We start from the raw sequence: 19,284 nt of genomic DNA, 5'->3' as shown, positions 1-19,284 counted from the left end.
GCGACCGACATGCGCGTAGGCTTATTCATACCCTGTTACGTTGACCAGTTCTATCCCGGTGCGGCGATAGCTACCTTACAATTGTTGGAGAAACTGGGTGTCGACGTGACCTATCCACCTGATCAAACCTGTTGCGGACAGCCTATGGCCAATTCAGGTTTTGAGCATTTAACGGGAGGCTGTAACCGGCTTTTCATCGATAATTTCTCGGGCTTCGACTATATCGTGTCGCCCTCAGGAAGCTGTGTGCTGCACATTCGTGAGCATTTGCATGACGAGAAGCGTGAGGCCGAAGCCAAAGAGATCAGCCATAAGGTATGGGAACTCACTTCGTTCTTGACCGATGTACTGAAGGTGCAAAGCCTGCCGTCACGCTTTCCATACAAGGTAGGCGTGCATCAAAGCTGCCACGGTCAACGTGGCCTGCACTTAAGCTCTATGACCGAGTTGGTGGCGCCTTCGTTCTCCAAACCTGGCTCGTTATTGGCCATGGTAAAAGATCTTGAGCTGATAGAGCTTGACCGTAAGGACGAGTGCTGCGGATTTGGCGGAACGTTTTGCGTTGCCGAAGAAGCCGTTTCAGCCAAAATGGGTAAGGACAGGGTGGCCGACCATCTGCGCCACGGAGCTGAATACATAACCGGAGCCGATATGTCATGCCTCATGCACATGGAAGGCATCCTGAAACGTCAGGGCAGCCAAACGAAAGTGCTGCACATAGCAGAGATTTTGAATAGTCAGTAGTTCCTAGCTGATAGTTCATGGTCCGTAGCTAATTGAAATGAAACTGCTATGATCCATGAACTACGGACCATGCGCCCACCATCGGGTTGCCATTAACTATGAACCATTAACCATGAACTACTCATGAACACAGGAACAAAAGACCACGCCGAACTGGCCGGGATATTCAACAAGGACGAGGACCGTGTTAACTGGCACGACGAGACCCTTTGGTGGATCCGTGCCAAACGCGACAAGATAGTACACCAGCTACCCGAATGGGAAGCATTGAGGGAGACCGCATCAAAGATCAAATTCAATGTGCTGGGCAATATGGATACTTACCTCATGGAGTTCGAGGCTGCAGCCAAAGCCAACGGCGTGACCGTGCACTGGGCGGCCGATGCCAAAGAACATAACGAGATCGTGCATAAGCTGATCGCCGAGCAGGGTGTTACCCAAATGGTGAAAAGCAAAAGTATGCTCACTGAGGAGTGCCACCTGAACGAATACCTGGCCACCCACGGCATCGAAGTTATTGACTCGGATCTTGGTGAGCGCATCGTTCAACTGGCCGGCGAACCGCCAAGCCACATCGTACTGCCGTGTATCCATAAGAAGAAAGAGGAAATAGGCGACCTGTTCCACATGCACTTGGGTACCCCGAGCAACATGGCCGATCCTCAGTTCCTGACCGAGACCGCCCGTGGTAGTTTACGTGAGACCTTCCTGACCCGCAAAGTGGCCCTTACCGGTGTTAACTTTGCCGTGGCCGAAACAGGCGAATTTGTGGTGTGTACCAATGAGGGTAACGCCGATATGGGCGCCCACTTAGCCAAAGTGCACATTGCCTGTATGGGTATCGAGAAACTGATCCCTAAGCGCGAGCATTTAGGCGTTTTTCTGCGTCTGTTAACGCGCAGTGCTACAGGTCAGCCACAAACCACTTACAGCAGCCACTTTGCTAAACCAAGGGCAGGTCAGGAGATGCACATCGTATTGGTAGATAATGGCCGTAGCGTGCAGTTAGGTCGTGAGGATTTCCGTAACTCTTTGAAGTGTATCCGTTGCGGGGCTTGTATGAACACCTGCCCGGTATACCGTCGCAGCGGAGGACACAGTTACCATACCGCAGTTGCCGGACCGATAGGGTCAATATTGGCGCCTAACTTGGACATGAAGAAATATGCCGACCTGCCCTTTGCATCGACCCTGTGCGGATCATGCAGTAACGTATGCCCGGTCAAGATCGACATCCATGATCAGTTGTACAAATGGCGCCAGGTACTGGTGAAAGAAGGCTATGCCCCAACAGGAAAAAAGATCGCCATGCAGGTGATGGCCAAGACGCTCGCATCTCCCACTATGTATCACGCTGCCGGTAAAATGGGCAGGTTGACCATCAAATATGCACCATTTGCCGTGAGCAACAAACTGAACCCCTGGTACAAAGAACGCGACATGCCATCGGCCCCTAAAGAGTCGTTCGGCGAATGGTACGCAAAGAACAGGAAGTAGTAGGGCAAGAGACAAGAAGCCAGAGCTAAGAACCAAGAGATAAGGTCACAAAAAGATAGAGTGCAAGAATGCCGGAAGTCAGGGGAGAATAACTCACTCAACTAATCACCATTCACCATTCACCACTCACTCAACCACTCATGAGCAGCAGAGAAAAGATATTGGCCGCCGTAGGCCAGAACAAGATCAAAGAAGAGATGCCGATACCAGATATCGCACCTTTTGAACAGATCGCGTATGATGACCCGATCGCTCAATACGAGACGGTATTAGGCAACATTGGTGGCAAGGCTCACCGTGTAAAAAGCTATGAGGATATCAAGGCCATACTGGCCGAAAAGTATGATGGCCGCACTCAGCGGGTGATCAGCCTTTTGCCCGATTTGGTGGATATCACCAGTACAGGCTCAGTATATGAAGTAAACCCCGAAGCCCACCAACTGGCCGATGTGGAATTGGCCGTGATAGGCGCTCACTTTGGGGTGGCCGAAAATGGTTCGGTATGGGTGACCGAAGAACTGCTTGGACACCGTGCCGTTCCCTTTATATGCCAGCATTTAGCGGCCGTGATCAGTGCCGATCAGATCATTGATACCATGCACCGCGCCTACATCCGCATCGCTGATGGAAAATATGGCTTCGGTACGTTTATCGCTGGTCCATCCAAAACAGCCGATATCGAGCAGTCATTAGTGCTGGGAGCCCATGGGCCCCGCAGCATGACCGTCTTCATTATGGAATAAGCTCAAAAGCCTTTCTTGTAAGTATAGGCTTTCAATTGCCAGCCTTCGCGCTCGTAAAAGCGTATGCCTTCGGTATTGGATACACCTGTGGATAGGCGCACACCGTTGCACAATAGCTTTGCCGCATTAGCCTCAGCATAAGTAAGCATTTGGGCGCCAAATCCCTGTCCGCGGTGTTTGTATGATACTACCAGGTCGTCAATGTATAAATGCTTGCCGTGTACATAGTCGTACAGTATGCGGTAACCCATCAGGGCAACTAATTCTTCTTCATCATAAGCACCGATCAGCGTGTATTGGTTGCACTGTTTGGCCTTGCTATGTACGAACAGGAAATCTTCAAGGGTAATATCTTCACGCAGCTGTTGCATCAACACAAAGGCTTGTAAAAGCTCTTCTTCGGTGATGGGCTTGAATAATATGTTTACGGATGTTGCAAGCGTATTCATCCTATATAGACGGTGAAAGTAACCTCTATGTTACATTTAGGTCAAAAAATTTGTCAGCACCGGCGGTTGTTGGGGTTCATCGATAATCGTCAACATAATGCTACATTTGTACGCAAATGCCACACAAAACACCAGCAACTATCCTCATTATCGATGATGAGACCAAATTAAGCGGACTCCTGTCGCGCATTATCGGTTTAGAGGGATTCAAGGTGTTACAGGCCGCTACCGGCAAGGAAGGGCTCAAATTACTAGCCCAAAATGATGTGCTGGTGGTATTAAGTGACGTTAAATTACCTGACGTGAACGGCGTTGACCTGGTGCGTACCATCAAGGAGAAAAAGCCCTACGTTGAGGTGATCAACCTGACCGCTTACGGCACCATTGCCGATGGGGTAAAGGCCATACAGAACGGGGCATTCAACTACATCACCAAAGGCGACGACAACGACAAGATCATACCGCTGATCAACAAGGCAGTGGAAAAAGCTGAGCAGCAGCTGCGCTCATTCGAGCAGGAAAAGAAGGTAAGCAGTAAACACAGTTTTGGCAGCATCATCGGCAACTCAAAACTGATCACCGATGCCATTAACCTGGCTCGTAAAGTGGCAGCGACCGATACCACCGTCCTCCTGCTTGGCCAAACGGGTACGGGTAAGGAGGTATTCGCGTCGGCCATTCATCATGAAAGCCAGCGCAGGCAGATGCCTTTTGTGGCCATCAATTGCAGTAGCTTTACCCCCGAATTACTCGAGAGCGAGTTGTTCGGTTACAAGGCTGGCGCCTTCACCGGCGCGTTGAAAGATAAGAAGGGGCTATTAGAAGAAGCTAACCACGGAACGGTCTTCCTGGATGAGATAGGTGAACTGAGCCTCGAATTACAGGCTAAATTACTGCGTGTGCTGGAAAGCAAGACCTTCATCAAAGTTGGCGACACCCAAACCACCCGGGTGAGTGTGCGCATATTGGCCGCTACCAACCGTGATCTGCAAAAGGAGGCCGATCAGGGTACGTTTCGGTCCGATCTTTATTACCGCTTGTCTGTGTTCACCATTCAGTTGCCATCGCTCAACGAGCGTAAGGGCGATATTGAGTTGTTAGCCAAGTTTTACCTTAAAGATTTTGCCGCAAAGGTAGGTCGTAATGGTTTGAAGCCTACACCGCAGTTCTTGGCAGCGTTGGCCGGTCATCAATGGAAAGGTAACATACGCGAGCTAAAGAACGTGATGGAGCGCGTGGTTATCCTGGCCGATGGGGATGCGGTAGACGCCGACCTGCTGCCGCCGGAGTTCATGTATGGTGGAGGTGCCGAGGTCAATTCATTCGACCTGGAAAGCGTAGAGAAACAGCACATCCTCAAAGTATTGGCTCATACCCGTGGTAATAAAACGGAGACCGCACGGCTATTGGGCATTGGCCTCACCACTCTCTACCGCAAGCTCGACGAATACCGCATAACGGCTTGATACCAGAATGTCGCCTTTATAAATTTGGTTTAGCATAGGTTTAAAAGAACTATATTTGCCGCCAACATGGGGCAATATTACATCATTGACTTCGATAGCACGTTCACACAGGTCGAAGCACTCGACGAACTGGCGCGCATCAGCCTGAAAGATCACCCTGACCGGGAAAAGATATATGAACAGATAGAAGGTTTGACCAACCTAGCCATGGAAGGTAAGCTTTCCTTTGCGGATAGCCTGGAGGGTCGCATCAAACTTTTAAGCGCCAACCGCAGCCATCTGGAGCTGCTGATCAAGCATCTCCGTAAAAAGGTCTCTCCGTCGTTCTCGCGCAATAACGTTTTCTTTAAGCAACATCCTGAAGAGGTACTGATCGTTTCTGGCGGTTTTAAGGAGTTCATTACGCCGGTAGTGACCGAGTATCATATCCGCAAAGAGAATATCTACGCTAACACCTTCGTGTTCGATGCCGAAGGTAACATTATTGGTTATGACCGTCTGAATCCACTGTCGCAGGAAGGTGGTAAGGTAAAACTATTGAAAGAGCTGGACCTGCAAGGCGACATATACGGTATCGGTGATGGTTACTCCGACTTCCAGTTAAAGGAATCTGGCCTGATCAAAAAGTTCTTCGCCTTTACCGAGAACATCGCGCGGCAGTCGGTAGTGGAAAAGGCCGACCATGTTACGCCAAGTTTGGATGAGTTCCTTTACATCAACCGTTTGCCAAGGGCCATATCATATCCCAAGAACCGCATCAAATGTTTAGTGGTGGGTAAGATAGATGAAGAGGCCATTACCCAGATGCAGAAGGAAGGATATAACATCCGTCACCACGACGAGATCAAAGAAAGCTACTTACAGGAGGCTGGCGTACTGTTGTGCGATGAAGATCACCAGCCAACGGCAGAGCAATTGCATAATGCCGGCCGCTTAAAGGTGATCGGTTGTTTTGGCAAGGTGGCCAACCGCAAGCTGATCGAGGCTGCGTGCGAGAACGGCATCATCATATTTGATGATCCTAAGCACAACCCGCGCAATGGCGATTTCATACCTAAACGGGTGATATCGTTTATGAACGAGGGTAAAACGCATACCAGTTGCAACTTCCCTGATCTGCAACCACCACGTGTGAATAACGCTCACCGGTTGATCCACATCCACAAGAACGTTCCGGGTATATTGGCCCAGATCAACGAAGTGTTCGCCCGTCATAATATCAACATCGTGGGTGAGTTCCTGGTCACCAATAGCCAGATTGGCTACGTGATCACCGATGTGAATAGCGGTTATGATGAGCAGGTGTTGAGCGAGCTAAAGGCGATAGAGCATACCATCAAGTTCAGGCTGTTGTACTAAGAAATAGAACTAAGAGGAAAGAGCCAGGAGACAATAATATTGTTCCTGGCTCTTTTGCGTTTTATACAATATCCATCTTGGTTCTTAGCTCTTGACTCTTGCGTCTATCTTACTCGCTCTTATCTCTCCACTAAAAACAAATCAATGCTCAACTGTTATACTCATACACCGTTGAACCTTGACGAATATGAACATCAATAAGATACTGATCGGGATAGATGATAGCAAATATGCCGATCACGCTGCACAATATGGTTTTGAACTGGGCCGTAAATTCGGCGCAGCTATTGGTATAGTGACCATTATAGAGCCCATCCCAGCCGCTGTTACACCGATGACCGATACCACCTTCGGGCTACCTTTTGAGGGAGCTGGAGCCATGGCCGACCCGGAGTTGATCAACACCCAGGACAAAGCCGCCAATACGTTGTTAGAACGCATTGTAGCCAAATACAAAACAGGTGATGAGCAGATCACTCAATTTACCGATTACGGCGCCAGTGCCGATGGCATCGTTAATTGTGCTGCACAATTTGGAGCAGATGTGATCGTGATCGGGACGCATCGCCGTAGCGGTTTTGACCGATTGTTGATGGGCAGCGTAGCCGAAGAAGTGGTAAGACACTCGCCGATACCGGTTTGGGTAGTGCCATTCCATGAAGAAGAGAAGGAAGGTGAATGATCGACCTTGTTTCGGATCGATCATTGCCAAAACCACTATAACAGAAAAGGCGCTTCATCTATGAAGCGCCTTTTCTGTTATATCTGACAGTCATGTTTAAACCAGGTGGTTCCAACCATGCGTATCGGCAACGCGGCCGTAACGGATATCGTTCAGGGTGTTCAGTAACTTGTTAGAGAACTCGCGGCTGGCCGGGTCACTCAAAGTGTATTCTTCACCATCATGGTGGAAAGCGCCGATAGGAGCAATGGTAGCTGCTGTACCTGCACCAAAGGCGTCGGTCAGCTTACCGTTGCGGGCAGCTTCTAATATCTCGGCTATAGATACACGGCGTTCCTCAACCTCAATGCCCTCGTCTTTAGCCAGCGTGATCACCGTGTCACGGGTAACGCCATCCAAAATGGTGTCGCGGGTCATTGGGGTCACCAGTTTACCATCGATCAGGAACATTACGTTGGCGGCGCCTAATTCTTCCGCATATTGATGCTCTTTCGAGTCGGTCCAGATCAGTTGGTCAAAACCTTCCTCAAGTGCTTTACGGGTAGGCAGCATAGCGCCAGCATAGTTACCTGCTGCCTTGGCAAAACCAAAACCGCCTTCGGCCGCACGGGTGAACTCGGTCTCAAATTTAACACGCAAAGGTTTGGTAAAGTAAGGGCCTACAGGGCAAGCCAGTACGATGAACTTATAAGTGCTTGATGGCACCACACCCAAATAAGGGTCGGTAGCGAACATGAACGGACGCAGATATAGCGAGTGCCCGTCGCTGTCAGGTACCCAACCACGATCGATATCCACTAAGGCGGCGCAGCTTTGGATAAAAAGGTCTACCGGTAACTCAGGTGCACACAAGCGCTTGGCCGACTTGTTAAAGCGGGCCGCGTTCTTGTCTGGCCTAAAGATCGATATCTGGCCGTCGGCCTGTTTGTATGCTTTTAAGCCTTCAAAAAATGCTTGTCCGTAATGTAACGAGGAAATGGCAGGGCTCAACGCGATCGGCCCGTACGGAAGTATCTCAAAGTTCTTCCATTCGCCGTCTGCATAGTCGGCCACCAGCATGTGGTCGGTAAAAGTGTGTCCAAAAACAAGCTTGCTAAAATCGGTACTTTCCAGGCGTGAATTTGGGTTACGGGTTATTTTGATGTCAAGCGTTTCGGTGGTCATGGCTCGATGTATTTAAAATGTAAGGCAGGCAATTTAAGGTTTTTTGCCCAATAAGGCCAATTCAAGTTCAAATAGCTAAAGTACTTACCCTCATGGTGAACATATAATAAAAACGCTGGAACAGTAGTGAGCGATACGCAATTGTAAAATTAATGGGAGATAGTACAATTATGCACGTTTATGTTAGATTTGTGAATAGCGGTGTGAGCCTGATCGCTTGCCCGCATTACTTGAACTTATTCACTCACTTCAAAAAATTCAATACATGAAAAAGATATTGTTGACCGCGTTGGCCGCTTTGCCAGCTGTGGTAATGGCACAAACTGATGGCCACTTCACGCTTAAAGGTAAGTTGGGCACACTTAACGCGCCCGCAAAGGTCTATTTGCGTTACGGCTTGAACGGTAAAGCTCACGTTGATTCGGCAGTACTTAAGAACGGCGAGTTCGCCTTTGCCGGCGATTCTGTCAAGGCCGCTACTATGGCAGGCCTGTACCTTAACAAAGCCGGTACATCGTTAATGACCGCACGTGATTTTCAGCAGATCTACTTAGAACCAGGTACCATCACGGTAACTAATAAGGTCGATTCTGCACGTACGGCCGTGTTGGGTGGCACCAAGACCAACATCGAACAGGAAGCCTACAAAACGCTGATCAAGCCGGTGGGCGACATCTATGATCAGATGACCGCCAAACGTAAGGCGGCCAGCGCTGCTGAAAAGGAGACCGAAGCATACAAGAAATGGATGGATGTCATGGACCTTAAAGCTGATGATCTGATGGCCGATGCAAGCCGTAAGTTCATCAAAAAATATCCTGCATCGGTGATCAGCCTTAACCAGATACGCAATTTGGCCTACAGTGCTGATTATGCTGAACTGGCCCCGCTTTACGCTAGCTTGTCGCCTGAGTTGAAAGCTAGCGCTAATGGTGCGGCATTAGGTAAACAGTTAAACGGCATGAAGAACGTTGCTTTGGGTGCTACCGTGCCTGATTTTGCCATGGCAGATACTGCAGGCAATATGGTGAAGCTGTCATCATTTAAAGGCAAATATGTATTAGTTGATCTTTGGGCATCATGGTGCGGCCCTTGCCGCCAGGAGAACCCTAACGTGGTGCGCACCTTTAACAAATACAAGGACCGAAATTTTACCGTGTTGGGCGTTTCACTGGACCGCCCGGGTGCTAAAGACAAATGGATCGCTGCCATCAAGAAGGACGGCCTGACCTGGACCCACGTATCTGACCTCAAATTTTGGGAGAACGAAGTAGCCCAGGCTTGGGGCGTACAAGCCATTCCGCAGAACTTTTTGCTAGACCCGAACGGCAAAGTGGTAGCCAAGAACTTGCGTGGTGATGCCCTGGATGCCAAATTAGCCCAGGTGCTAAAAGCTGAGAAGGTAAAAGCAGAATAACGCTATACACCCATTTGAAAAAAAACATTGAATTTCAATGCTTTTTTTATACCTATAAATAATGATCAGATACCTGTTTACTTTCGCCATAGGTTATATGTTCATCCCTGCCATAGGCTTAGGGCAAGTATTGGATAGCAACGCCGTAGCTCGTTGCAAGGCATCCATCCGGGCACAGCCCTCGTCTGAAATAAATCTGGTTCGGGTAAAGAACCTGCTTTATACCGAAGACTATGAGACCGTGATGCCGATATATAATAGTTTGCCTGATGCGCTTAAACGTTCAGAAAAAGGCCTTAAAATCGCAAGCCGTATCGAAGCGGCCAGGAACATGTCGGTCGGCATGTTGTTGCCTGATCTGGAGCTGCCCGACATGTCTGGCCGGCCGGTCAAGCTGTCGGACCTAAGGGGTAAACCGTTCTTACTCGATATTTGGGCATCTTGGTGTGTGCCTTGCCGGAAGCTTACCCCACAACTACGCAAGCTTTACAATAAACATGCAGCTAAAGGTTTCACGATCGTTAGTATATCACTTGACCGCCCCGGTGCACGGCAGGCATGGGTAAACGCTGCCAAAAGTGATCAGATGACGTGGATGCAACTGTCGGACCTCAAAGGCTGGCAAAGCGCTGCGGTGAAAGCATATGGTGTCTACGCTATCCCACAGTATTTCCTGGTCAGTGCCGATGGCCACATCACTGCTAAAAACTTGCCGATACCGGTATTGGATAAAAAGATAAGCGAGCTGGTCGCTATACATACGGCCACACCATGATGGCCACTTCTTGCTGATAGTTATTCGCTTATCCTGCCGTTTATCCTTATTGACCGCGTAGCTCCTTCTAAAATGCGATGCCAAATTGAAAGCCTATGGTAAAGGAGGTCGGTCTGTCGTTACCGAAGCGTAACGGTAAGGGTACGGCTGCGAACATACTACTGCTTTTGCCCCTGATCACGATCTTATTCAATACCGGTGTCACGCCATACCGGCCTGATGTTTCAAATGCGGCCCGGCCAGCAAAAGTGTAGCCCTTGCCCAGTGCCACCAATACGCCGGGATGGAACAGGAAATTGCTCATCTTACTTGTCCCGTTCTCGGCCCGTATAGTGGGTACGAATTCGGCCGAGAACCCAATGGTCGACGACTTCCAGATGTTGATGCCTACGGGCATGCCCACAACATAATGGTGATCAAAGTTCTTGTCGGTACCAGCGCTGCTGAAAGTGAACAAAGGGTGTAAGATGCCCACATACCCGGCGATCTTAGGATAGGTAGGTGCAGCAGGGCGGTCCTGTGCTGATGCCATGAAGGCGAACAGCAACAAAGTAAAGGTTAGATAGCGAAATATATTCATAGGGCAATGTTAGCCCCGGTATCACCGGCAAAATAGAACGCTATTAACTATTTTGTATCCTTTTTACCTTGCAGTAAATTTCTTTTAAAGATCAGCGGACTATTACCTGTCAGTTTTTTGAAAGTGCGGTTAAAGTGGCTTTGGTCTGAAAAGCCTGTCAGGTAGGCGATCTCGGTGAGGCTGTACCGGTCCTGCTCCATTAATTGTATCGCTTTATCTATACGGAGCTTACGCATGTATTCGCCAAAGCTGAGGTCATCAAAGTGTTTAGAGAACTCGCGCGAAAGATAGGCAGGGTTGATCTCCAGCTCTTTGGATACCTGTTGCAGGCTCAAGGTCATATTGGTATCCAACTGGTCTTGTATAATCTCTTTGAGCGCCTTTGCCCATGCCGGGATCTTCTTGCCGGGCTGTTCTTTGAGGTATCGATGGTATACTTCCAACAGCAGCTGTTCGGCCGGGTTTCCCTGCACGTGTTTAAGCTTGTACAGACGTTGTGCCCAGGTGTAGAGGCCATCGTATATGACCATTCCCAACTCCAGCAGCTCCTGATCATCTTTTAGGTTATACGCAAGGCCCGAAAAGATGGCCTCAAGCCCTGCGGCTTGTGGCGCAAGGTCATGCCGGTCGGTATCAGCACCGCGTACTATAGCGGCCATACGATCAAGCGCCTCGTCTTTTAATTGGTGCTTTTTAATGAAATGGTCAAAGGTGCACTGATCCTCATGATGAGTGTACTCTACGCCAGGTATATCAAAAGGGGTGGCATCGAGTGCTGCGGCCATCGCAAGTACCTGGTCATAGGGTGCGTATATGATCTCGGCCGTTGGATCGATAAATCGTTTGATCAACCATGGGCAAGCTATGCGGTCGATCTTAGGCCTTTCGCGGGTGATCCATTTCATTACCCAAATCTATAAAATGTGAACAATGGTAATAGCGGTGGAGGCCAAAAATGCAGGCAGCCAGCAGCTAATGAGCCGCCTTAAAACGACAAAAGCCACCTGTTGGGGTAGCTTTTTGTAGTTATGCTTGCGCTATATAACTATTCGTTCTCTATAGCTGAGAATATCTCGACCAGTACGTTCCAACGATGTTTGGCATCCATCTCCCAAATGCGTACGTAATTGTAGTTACCTACGATGTTGCCTTTGGTGATGCGCGCACGGCCGTAGCTGTAGGCCAGATCGTTACTGGAGGCACGACCGGCATCGATCGTTTGTGCGGTAACACTAACGGCTTGGTTAGCAACAAATTTCATGGTCTTGTCGATACCGGCCATCGGTTCAAAGCCAGGGAAGTAATAATGACCTTCGGGTAAAAAGAACTCTTTATAAGTTCCCAGTGCCGATATCTTTAACCCTTGGTTAAATTGCTGATCATTATCGATGATGATCTTTTTAGGATTGAAAGGGTCTTTGCTTGGCGCTACGCGCTGTTCTGATACAGGCTCTTTCACATCCAGTAGTTGCCCTTTATCGCTTTGCGGGTGTTGTATGCCTGCATCAAGTAGCAACTTCAGTTTATTGGTGGCCTGATCAAGCCTCCAGATGGAAACGTAATCACCGTAAACCTTGTCATCCTCGGTCTTGCCGTTCTGGTAAACGTATGGGCCAGCAGTGAAGGCCAGGTCTCCATTGGCCGATATACGGGCCAACTTAGGGGTCCAGGTCAGGGTGCCTGGTTGCTTATCTATTTTTCCGTAAAAGTCGGTGATCTTTACCGCATCAGGTTTGAATACGATGCCTTCTGGGTCGGCTACCGCTAAAAAGGCCTCTTTGATGCCTTTGCGCGCGGCCAGTTTAACAAAATCTTCTTCGGCGGTAACTACGGTTTGTACGGTGGCGCTCTTTTGCGCTACGGCTGTAACGGCGTAGCAGCTTAATGCAGCCACGGTCAGCAGAACTTTATTCATTTTCATATTTAGATCGAAGGGGCAATAGTACACAAATTTTCAAAAGCATGTACTATCAAGCAAGTATGACTATTAGAGTAACTCAAATAACTTAAAAATATTGTTAGCCAAGCTTATCAATAAAAAGACCAGATAGGAGCGGCCGGTACGCTGATCATCAGATCTTGCTCCAGGTCGTGCCTTCCTTGCTGTCTTTCAGCTGGAAGCCTATCTTTTGCAAACCATCGCGTATCTTGTCTGAGGTGGCATAGTCGCGGTTGGTCTTGGCTTCGCTGCGCAGGTTCACGATCAGGTCCATCACTACCGGTAACTCGTCTGTGCCGGCCTGTTCGTTCTTGAGTCCCAAGATGCCGCTCACAAAGGTGTGCATCAGGTCTTTTAGCGATCCCAGTTCAGCTTCATTGATCTTCATCTTGCCATCATGTACCGAGTTGATGATGCGTGAAGCCTCAAAAAGCTCAGCGATCAGCACCGGACTGTTGAAATCATCGTTCAAGGCCTGGTAGCAACGGTCCTTTAAAGGTTGGATGCTTACTTCATTATCAGCGGTCGCTTTCAAGCCATCAAGCAAGGTGTAAGCATTCATCAGGCGCTTAAAGCCTTTTTCTGAAGCTTCCATCGCATCATTACTAAAATCGAGCGTGCTGCGGTAGTGCGCCTGCAACATAAAGAAGCGTACGGTCATCGGGCTGTACCCTTTGTTCAGGATGTTATTGTTACCGCTGAACAATTCGTGAGGTAAAAAGCTGTTGCCTAATGATTTTGACATTTTTTGCCCGTTCACGGTCAGCATGTTGGTATGTACCCAGTACTTTGCCGGGTTCTTACCATAGCAGGCCATGTTTTGCGCTACCTCATTAGTATGATGGGTAGGGATGAGGTCCAAACCACCACCGTGGATGTCAAATTGTTCACCCAGATACTTGTGGCTCATAGCCGAGCACTCCAAATGCCAGCCCGGGAAACCTACGCTCCATGGCGAAGGCCATTTCATCAGGTGCTCAGGTTTGGCTTTGATCCAGAGGGCAAAGTCCAGCTTGCCGCGTTTCTCATCCTGACCACCCAGCGTGCGAGTATTGTTCAACAGGTCCTCGAGATGACGACCGCTCAATATGCCGTAATCTTGCGTGGCGTTGTATTTCTCCACATCGAAATATACGGAACCATCTACCTCATAAGCAAAGCCTCTCTCGAGCATGATCTTCACCAGCTCGATCTGCTCGATGATGTGGCCTGTGGCGGTAGGCTCGATACTTGGTGGCAGAACGTTGAACTCGCGCATCACATCGTGAAAACCGATGCTATAGCGCTGTACGATCTCCATCGGCTCCAGCTTTGATAGCTTGGCCTTTTTCGAGATCTTGTCTTCACCTGTATCGGCATCTCCTTCAAGGTGGCCGGCATCGGTGATGTTGCGCACGTAGCGCACCTTGTAACCTAAATGAGTTAGATAACGAAAGATCAGATCGAAAGAGATATAAGTGCGTGCGTTACCCAGGTGGGCATCGCTATATACAGTGGGACCGCAAACATACATGCCTACATAAGGCGCATCAAGCGGAACGAATTCTTCTTTAGTACGGGTTAAAGTATTGTAAACAAATACAGTTTGTTGCATAGGGCAAACTTACGATTTTTTGAAATAACGGCTTATCGCAACATCACTTGAATAGAAGTGTGCTGGTGACCGGATAATGGTCAGATAGCTTTTCGGGTATGATGTGATAATCGGCAACGCCCAGGCCTGGGCTGGCCATCACATAATCGATCTGGTAGTTAGGGAAGCTGCCATTATACGTGCGTGCGAACCCCGAACCTTTTTCACGAAAGGCATTTTTCAATCCCTTGGCCATCCGGTTCACCGCAAAGGATGATGGCGTATCATTAAAGTCGCCCGCAATAATGTAAGGGTAGGGGCTCTGGTTGGCATGCTCCCTGATCTTGTATACCTGCTCGGCCCGTTTCATGAATGCGCGTTTGAGTTTGCCACCTATACGGCGCGATGAGGTCATATCTGGCTTGCCATCTTCTGACACCCGGCTCAGGTAGCTGTAATCTTCCTGTACAAAACGGATGGATTGTAAATGGATACAGTAATACCGGAAGATATGCCCGCCTTTTTTGATATCAGCGTAGATGCACTGGTTGCCATTGTTCTCGTCAGACAGGATGATCTTGCCTGTACCCATGATTGGATATTTGGAAAAAATGGCCAAACCGATCAGATCTTGCGAGGTATTCAGGTTAAATGATTCGAAGTAATGATGATCAGTACCCATGAGCTTGGCCATGGAGTCCTTCATGGCGTACTTGCCTTTACGTCGGGTAAAGAACTCCTGCAAACCGATCACATCAGGCGAACTTTTAGCGATCATTTGCAACATGGCGTGACGCGTGGCCGGGTCGTTCTCTCCGCCAAAAGGTTTAAAATTATGGCAGTTGTACGTCATCACTTGCACCGTATTGGCGTTAGCGATAGCGCCCTTTGATGAAGCCCGGAAACCGATATTATTGCACAAGGTATTCCATCCTACTAAGATGCTCAGAGCGGGTATCCATACAAAGCGATGCCAGCGCAGCATCCAGTATACCAGTATCAAAAAGTTGGCAAGCAACAGCAGTGGGTAGGCCAGGCCAAAAAAGGCCACCGGCCAAAATTTGCGCGGATCGGTAATGGGAGAAAGGTAGCTGACCAACAAAGCAAGGCCGAACCCAATGGTCAGCCACAAAGATATTCTGTCAAAAAGGTTGGTCCTTTTTTTCTTCTTCTTAGCCACCATTCTTACTTGCCCTGAACAATACATCTTTTTCATGCTTATTCAGGCTATCATAACCACTTTGCGATATTTTATCCAGGATATGATCGATCTCTTCCTGACGGGGAGCAGATGTAGGCTGTTGTTGATACGAGCGGTTCTGTGATACGATCTTGACCTTTGGCCGCTGGCTGAAGATCTTATCTACCGAGCGGCTCCAGTCATGGCCGCGGTTCAGTTGCTTAATGTAGATGAAACCCATCAGCGCACCGCCCAGGTGAGCGATCTCGCCACCGGCGTTAGGCCCGGCTATGCTCAAAAAGTCGATCAATACAAAAAAGGCCGCCAGCCACTTAAGTTTGACCGGACCAATGAACATCATATAGATCGTATTGTCAGGCAATAGGGTAGCTGTAGCGATAACCACAGCCGTTACACTGGCCGAAGCGCCTACTACTGAGGCTCCTGCCAAGCTGCCAGCGAATACCGGTAGCAGGTTATAGGCCAGCACAAAGAAAAGTGCACCTGCCAAGCCGCCCATAATGTATAGGCTCACCAAGCGTTTGTTGCCCAGGTATTCTTCGAACATTTGCCCCATCCAGTACAGCCATAGCATGTTGAACAGGATGTGGAACACCCCATCATGCATGAACATGTAGGTGATCGGTGTCCAAAAGTGGGTGGCTAAACGGGGTAGTGAGGCCGGGAGGGCAAGGTATTCGTACTTGAACTCGTTCAGGATATCGTTCTTCATCATCAGCCACAGGAAGGTGGCCGGTATGTTGATGAGTAAAAATATGAGTACGTTAATGCCAATAAGCATGGTGATGCGGCTCCCCGATGCCTGCATTTTGTAACGTATATCCTGCCAAAGCGAGTTCATTGCACGGTATGTATATCTATATTTAACTTACATTAGTTAATAAAAATTGTTTGGCCTTTGCATTCGCCAAACTTTGATCAGGATGAAGCCTAACAGGGCGCCGCCAAGGTGAGCAAAATGTGCTACCGAGTCGCCCGGAGTTGGCCTTAAACCGCCCCAAAGTTCCCAAACGATGTAACCGATCACCGCGTACTTGGCCTTTACGGGCAGCGGGATGAACATGATAAAAAGTTCGACATTGGGGAACAGCATGCCGAAGGCCACCAGCAAACCAAAGATCGCACCCGAGGCTCCTACTATACCGCCATAAGCGCTGTAAGTGGCCCAAAGGTATTCATAACCTGCCGTGTACTGATAGGGCCTGATATCATGACCTGGCACCGTAAATGTACCGATAATTTGGTGAACTTCAAATGCTTGCACCGCCATTTGAAGAGCTAACGCGCCCAGTCCGGTAATAAAATAGAACTGCAAAAAACGCTTGGGCCCCATGGTGTATTCCAGCATAGGCCCGAACACGTACAGCGCGAACATGTTGAAAAAGATGTGAAAGATATCGGCATGCATGAACATGTAGCTGATGATCTGCCACACCCTGAAGTAGGGTGAATCAAAATAGTGCGCGGCCAGCAAAAGGTCAAGATCAACAAGCCCGATCTTTTTTAACGACCAGGTGGCCACAAAGAAAATGATATTGAGGATGAGTAGATTTTTAACTACCGGGCTTAAATTGGCCAGCGGATTCTGTCTATATGCGCTCATAGGTGTTCATGAAAGCCTTGCGGCCTCGTGGTATGGTATTCAGATCAATGCGCGGTGCACCAATGCTATCGCCCAAAACGCTCGGCCAGTTCGGCCATGGTAAAGGTGCTGATCACAGGTTTGCCGTTGAGTGCAATATTAGGCATTTGGCAGGCAAATAGCTGATCGATCAGCAAATTCATTTCTTCGAGCGTTAAGCGTGCGCCTGTTTTGGTGGCCGCATTGCGGGCCAGTGTACGGGCCAGTGCATCGCGCTTATCTAACTTTAAAATGGCCAGATCGTTTTTAAAACCTTCCAATAAGCGCTCCAGTAAATGGTGCTCGTTCGTGGAGTTCACATCGGCAGGTATGCCATCCACCACTACGGTGTTCTTACCAAATTCGCGTATATCGAAACCCAATGCTTTAATGTCAGGCAGGAGCTCCATCAACAAGGTGAAATCACTGGCGTTGAGGGTCACGCTTTGGGGGAACAAACTTTGCTGACTAGTGCCCGAGTGATTTTGCAACTGCTGCAAAAAGCGTTCATATAAGATCCGCTCATGAGCTGCCTGCTGATCGATCAGCATAAAACCCGACTTGATCTGCGACAGAATGTATCGATTATGGATCTGGAACAACTGGTGCTCGCTGGGTTTGCTCACGGCTTGGTTATCTACCTCAAAGCTGTCATCAGGCAGTATCTCCTGCTGGCGTGGCGCATCGTATTGACGGGTGATCTCGTATAGGGTCTCCCAATTTTGCGGTATGCCGCCCTTGTACGGGTTGGGCTGATAGCTGCTGCTCTCTCGTGAACGCTCCTGCGACTTTGATGGTGTATCGAACGGGTTAAAGTTGGGGTTGAAGCTGATGCTCGGCGGAGTGATGTCCTCCAACGGTTTGGCCGTGATCATCTGCTCAATACTGTTATCCTGCTCAAAGTCAAGCGTAGGTGTGATGTTGTACCGGCCTAACGAGCGCTTTACCGCCGATCGGATGATCGCATAGATGGCCTTCTCGTCCTGATATTTGATCTCGGTCTTGGTGGGATGTACGTTAATATCGATCTTGCTCGGGTCAATGTCAATGAACAGCACGTACAGCGGGTAGGTGTCCTCAGGTAACAACTCCTCATAAGCGGTCATTACCGCGTGGTTGAGGTAATTGTCCTTGATGAAGCGGTTGTTCACAAAAAAGAACTGCTCGCCACGCGTCCGTTTAGCGAACTCAGGCTTGCCAACAAATCCATATAGTTTGATGATCGTGGTATCTTCCTCTACCGGTACCAGGCGCTGGTTATAATTGTTGCCCAGCAAATGCACGATGCGCTGCTTTAACGGCGCTGCGGGCAGGTGGAAAACCTCCTGACCATCATGGTGCATAGTGAAAAATATCTCGGGATGTGCCAGGGCCACCCGCTGAAACTCATCGATGATGTGGCGCAACTCTACGGGGTTGCTCTTTAAAAAATTACGACGGGCGGGGGTGTTGTAAAAAAGGTTCTTAACCGATGTAGAAGTACCTGCACTGGCGCCAACCGGCTCCTGACTCATCACTTCCGAACCTTCTATAACAATGCATGACCCCAGCTCGTCCTCATGGCGGCGGGTCTTCATCTCCACCTGAGCGATCGCTGCGATGGATGCCATGGCCTCACCCCGGAAACCCATAGTGCGTATGGCAAAAAGATCTTCGGCCTTGCGGATCTTAGAGGTGGCATGTCGCTCGAAGCACATGCGGGCATCGGTGGCGCTCATGCCGCAACCGTTGTCGATCACCTGGATCAGCGCCTTACCGGCGTCCTTCAGGATCAGCTGTATCTTATCGGCCCCCGAGTCGATGGCGTTCTCGATCAGCTCCTTTACCGCAGAAGCCGGCCGCTGCACTACTTCGCCTGCGGCTATCTGGTTGGCAACTGCATCCGGTAATAGCTGTATTATATCTGACATCCAACGACCCCCTAAATTTCGAGGCGCTAAATTAAATATTTGGCGCCATAACTTTACCTTTGAAAAATTGTATATATGTAGATAAAAAGCGCTTACAGCTCATTTATTACGGGTTAATGCTCTGTAATTGTGAGGTTTACTGTAGGCGGTTCAACTGCTTTTAA

At 49.0% G+C, this 19,284-nt stretch carries 18 protein-coding genes; 8 read left to right on the top strand and 10 right to left on the bottom strand.

Annotation, left to right across the window (positions count from 1 at the left end):
- The first annotated feature begins 9 nt into the window (after positions 1–9).
- From LLH06_RS17840 to LLH06_RS17830, 3 genes are all read left to right on the top strand, one after another.
- Complete coding sequence (locus LLH06_RS17840; protein ID WP_228170645.1) at positions 10–744, top strand: (Fe-S)-binding protein; 735 nt, start codon at positions 10–12, stop codon at positions 742–744.
- A 123-nt stretch (positions 745–867) separates the two neighbouring features.
- Entirely contained in the window at positions 868–2,241 is a 1,374-nt protein-coding gene (locus tag LLH06_RS17835; protein ID WP_228170644.1) for a lactate utilization protein B, read from the top strand.
- Positions 2,242–2,381: 140 nt separating this feature from the next.
- A complete protein-coding gene (locus LLH06_RS17830) occupies positions 2,382–2,984 on the top strand; it encodes a LutC/YkgG family protein (protein WP_228170643.1) in 603 nt (200 codons plus the stop codon).
- A gap of 2 nt (positions 2,985–2,986) precedes the next feature.
- On the opposite strand, the gene LLH06_RS17825 is transcribed toward LLH06_RS17830, so the two are convergent.
- Positions 2,987–3,433 (bottom strand): GNAT family N-acetyltransferase, encoded by a 447-nt coding sequence (locus tag LLH06_RS17825; protein ID WP_228170642.1) that lies wholly within the window; start codon positions 3,431–3,433, stop codon positions 2,987–2,989.
- Positions 3,434–3,549: 116 nt separating this feature from the next.
- Here LLH06_RS17825 and LLH06_RS17820 point away from each other — a divergent pair, with 116 nt between their 5' ends.
- The 3 genes from LLH06_RS17820 to LLH06_RS17810 all read left to right on the top strand — a co-directional run bounded on the left by LLH06_RS17820 (position 3,550) and on the right by LLH06_RS17810 (position 6,940).
- On the top strand, positions 3,550–4,899 hold the full coding sequence (locus LLH06_RS17820) for a sigma-54-dependent transcriptional regulator (RefSeq protein ID WP_228170641.1): 1,350 nt from the start codon (positions 3,550–3,552) through the stop codon (positions 4,897–4,899).
- Positions 4,900–4,965: 66 nt separating this feature from the next.
- Positions 4,966–6,258: an HAD-IB family phosphatase gene (locus tag LLH06_RS17815; RefSeq protein ID WP_228170640.1), complete on the top strand. Its 1,293-nt coding sequence runs from the start codon at positions 4,966–4,968 to the stop codon at positions 6,256–6,258.
- A 187-nt stretch (positions 6,259–6,445) separates the two neighbouring features.
- Entirely contained in the window at positions 6,446–6,940 is a 495-nt protein-coding gene (locus LLH06_RS17810; protein ID WP_228170639.1) for a universal stress protein, read from the top strand.
- A 96-nt stretch (positions 6,941–7,036) separates the two neighbouring features.
- Here LLH06_RS17810 and LLH06_RS17805 read toward each other — a convergent pair whose 3' ends face one another.
- Positions 7,037–8,104: a branched-chain amino acid aminotransferase gene (locus LLH06_RS17805; RefSeq protein ID WP_228170638.1), complete on the bottom strand. Its 1,068-nt coding sequence runs from the start codon at positions 8,102–8,104 to the stop codon at positions 7,037–7,039.
- Between the two features lie 265 nt (positions 8,105–8,369).
- Here LLH06_RS17805 and LLH06_RS17800 point away from each other — a divergent pair, with 265 nt between their 5' ends.
- Positions 8,370–9,521 carry a TlpA disulfide reductase family protein gene (locus tag LLH06_RS17800; protein WP_228170637.1) on the top strand — a complete coding sequence of 384 codons (1,152 nt, stop codon included), beginning with the start codon at positions 8,370–8,372 and terminating at the stop codon, positions 9,519–9,521.
- 61 nt (positions 9,522–9,582) lie between these two features.
- Positions 9,583–10,296: a peroxiredoxin family protein gene (locus LLH06_RS17795; protein ID WP_228170636.1), complete on the top strand. Its 714-nt coding sequence runs from the start codon at positions 9,583–9,585 to the stop codon at positions 10,294–10,296.
- 67 nt (positions 10,297–10,363) lie between these two features.
- On the opposite strand, the gene LLH06_RS17790 is transcribed toward LLH06_RS17795, so the two are convergent.
- The 8 genes from LLH06_RS17790 to mutL form a co-directional block, all read right to left on the bottom strand.
- The gene (locus LLH06_RS17790; RefSeq protein WP_228170635.1) at positions 10,364–10,876 is read right to left on the bottom strand and encodes a hypothetical protein; all 513 of its coding nucleotides are present in this window, start codon (positions 10,874–10,876) and stop codon (positions 10,364–10,366) included.
- Between the two features lie 47 nt (positions 10,877–10,923).
- A complete protein-coding gene (locus LLH06_RS17785; RefSeq protein ID WP_228170634.1) occupies positions 10,924–11,781 on the bottom strand; it encodes a chromate resistance protein ChrB domain-containing protein in 858 nt (285 codons plus the stop codon).
- Between the two features lie 140 nt (positions 11,782–11,921).
- Entirely contained in the window at positions 11,922–12,791 is an 870-nt protein-coding gene (locus tag LLH06_RS17780) for a hypothetical protein (RefSeq protein WP_228170633.1), read from the bottom strand.
- 157 nt (positions 12,792–12,948) lie between these two features.
- On the bottom strand, positions 12,949–14,409 hold the full coding sequence (gene cysS, locus LLH06_RS17775) for a cysteine--tRNA ligase (RefSeq protein WP_228170632.1): 1,461 nt from the start codon (positions 14,407–14,409) through the stop codon (positions 12,949–12,951).
- Positions 14,410–14,452: 43 nt separating this feature from the next.
- Positions 14,453–15,604, bottom strand: a complete 1,152-nt coding sequence (locus tag LLH06_RS17770) for an endonuclease/exonuclease/phosphatase family protein (protein WP_228170631.1) — start codon at positions 15,602–15,604, stop codon at positions 14,453–14,455.
- The gene (locus LLH06_RS17765; protein WP_228170630.1) at positions 15,561–16,430 is read right to left on the bottom strand and encodes a rhomboid family protein; all 870 of its coding nucleotides are present in this window, start codon (positions 16,428–16,430) and stop codon (positions 15,561–15,563) included. Before LLH06_RS17765 ends, LLH06_RS17770 begins: the two co-directional genes overlap by 44 nt.
- 36 nt (positions 16,431–16,466) lie before the next feature.
- Positions 16,467–17,192: a rhomboid family intramembrane serine protease gene (locus LLH06_RS17760; protein WP_228170629.1), complete on the bottom strand. Its 726-nt coding sequence runs from the start codon at positions 17,190–17,192 to the stop codon at positions 16,467–16,469.
- A 65-nt stretch (positions 17,193–17,257) separates the two neighbouring features.
- Entirely contained in the window at positions 17,258–19,120 is a 1,863-nt protein-coding gene (mutL, locus tag LLH06_RS17755) for a DNA mismatch repair endonuclease MutL (RefSeq protein ID WP_228170628.1), read from the bottom strand.
- Positions 19,121–19,284 lie beyond the last annotated feature (164 nt).

Source organism: Mucilaginibacter daejeonensis, from assembly GCF_020783335.1.
Taxonomy (GTDB): domain Bacteria; phylum Bacteroidota; class Bacteroidia; order Sphingobacteriales; family Sphingobacteriaceae; genus Mucilaginibacter; species Mucilaginibacter daejeonensis.
This window is presented reverse-complemented; position numbering and strand designations above follow the sequence as displayed.

Bases quoted from the DNA above. Each gene is read 5' to 3' on its own strand.
- LLH06_RS17795 (WP_228170636.1), top strand. From the start codon at position 9,583: ATGATCAGATACCTGTTTACTTTCGCCATAGGTTATATGTTCATCCCT.
- LLH06_RS17785 (WP_228170634.1), bottom strand. From the start codon at position 11,781: ATGAAATGGATCACCCGCGAAAGGCCTAAGATCGACCGCATAGCTTGC.
- LLH06_RS17820 (WP_228170641.1), top strand. From the start codon at position 3,550: ATGCCACACAAAACACCAGCAACTATCCTCATTATCGATGATGAGACC.
- LLH06_RS17780 (WP_228170633.1), bottom strand. From the start codon at position 12,791: ATGAATAAAGTTCTGCTGACCGTGGCTGCATTAAGCTGCTACGCCGTT.
- LLH06_RS17835 (WP_228170644.1), top strand. From the start codon at position 868: ATGAACACAGGAACAAAAGACCACGCCGAACTGGCCGGGATATTCAAC.
- LLH06_RS17840 (WP_228170645.1), top strand. From the start codon at position 10: ATGCGCGTAGGCTTATTCATACCCTGTTACGTTGACCAGTTCTATCCC.
- cysS (WP_228170632.1), bottom strand. From the start codon at position 14,409: ATGCAACAAACTGTATTTGTTTACAATACTTTAACCCGTACTAAAGAA.
- LLH06_RS17815 (WP_228170640.1), top strand. From the start codon at position 4,966: ATGGGGCAATATTACATCATTGACTTCGATAGCACGTTCACACAGGTC.
- LLH06_RS17760 (WP_228170629.1), bottom strand. From the start codon at position 17,192: ATGAGCGCATATAGACAGAATCCGCTGGCCAATTTAAGCCCGGTAGTT.
- LLH06_RS17810 (WP_228170639.1), top strand. From the start codon at position 6,446: ATGAACATCAATAAGATACTGATCGGGATAGATGATAGCAAATATGCC.
- LLH06_RS17825 (WP_228170642.1), bottom strand. From the start codon at position 3,433: ATGAATACGCTTGCAACATCCGTAAACATATTATTCAAGCCCATCACC.
- LLH06_RS17770 (WP_228170631.1), bottom strand. From the start codon at position 15,604: ATGAAAAAGATGTATTGTTCAGGGCAAGTAAGAATGGTGGCTAAGAAG.
- LLH06_RS17830 (WP_228170643.1), top strand. From the start codon at position 2,382: ATGAGCAGCAGAGAAAAGATATTGGCCGCCGTAGGCCAGAACAAGATC.
- mutL (WP_228170628.1), bottom strand. From the start codon at position 19,120: ATGTCAGATATAATACAGCTATTACCGGATGCAGTTGCCAACCAGATA.
- LLH06_RS17805 (WP_228170638.1), bottom strand. From the start codon at position 8,104: ATGACCACCGAAACGCTTGACATCAAAATAACCCGTAACCCAAATTCA.
- LLH06_RS17790 (WP_228170635.1), bottom strand. From the start codon at position 10,876: ATGAATATATTTCGCTATCTAACCTTTACTTTGTTGCTGTTCGCCTTC.
- LLH06_RS17765 (WP_228170630.1), bottom strand. From the start codon at position 16,430: ATGAACTCGCTTTGGCAGGATATACGTTACAAAATGCAGGCATCGGGG.
- LLH06_RS17800 (WP_228170637.1), top strand. From the start codon at position 8,370: ATGAAAAAGATATTGTTGACCGCGTTGGCCGCTTTGCCAGCTGTGGTA.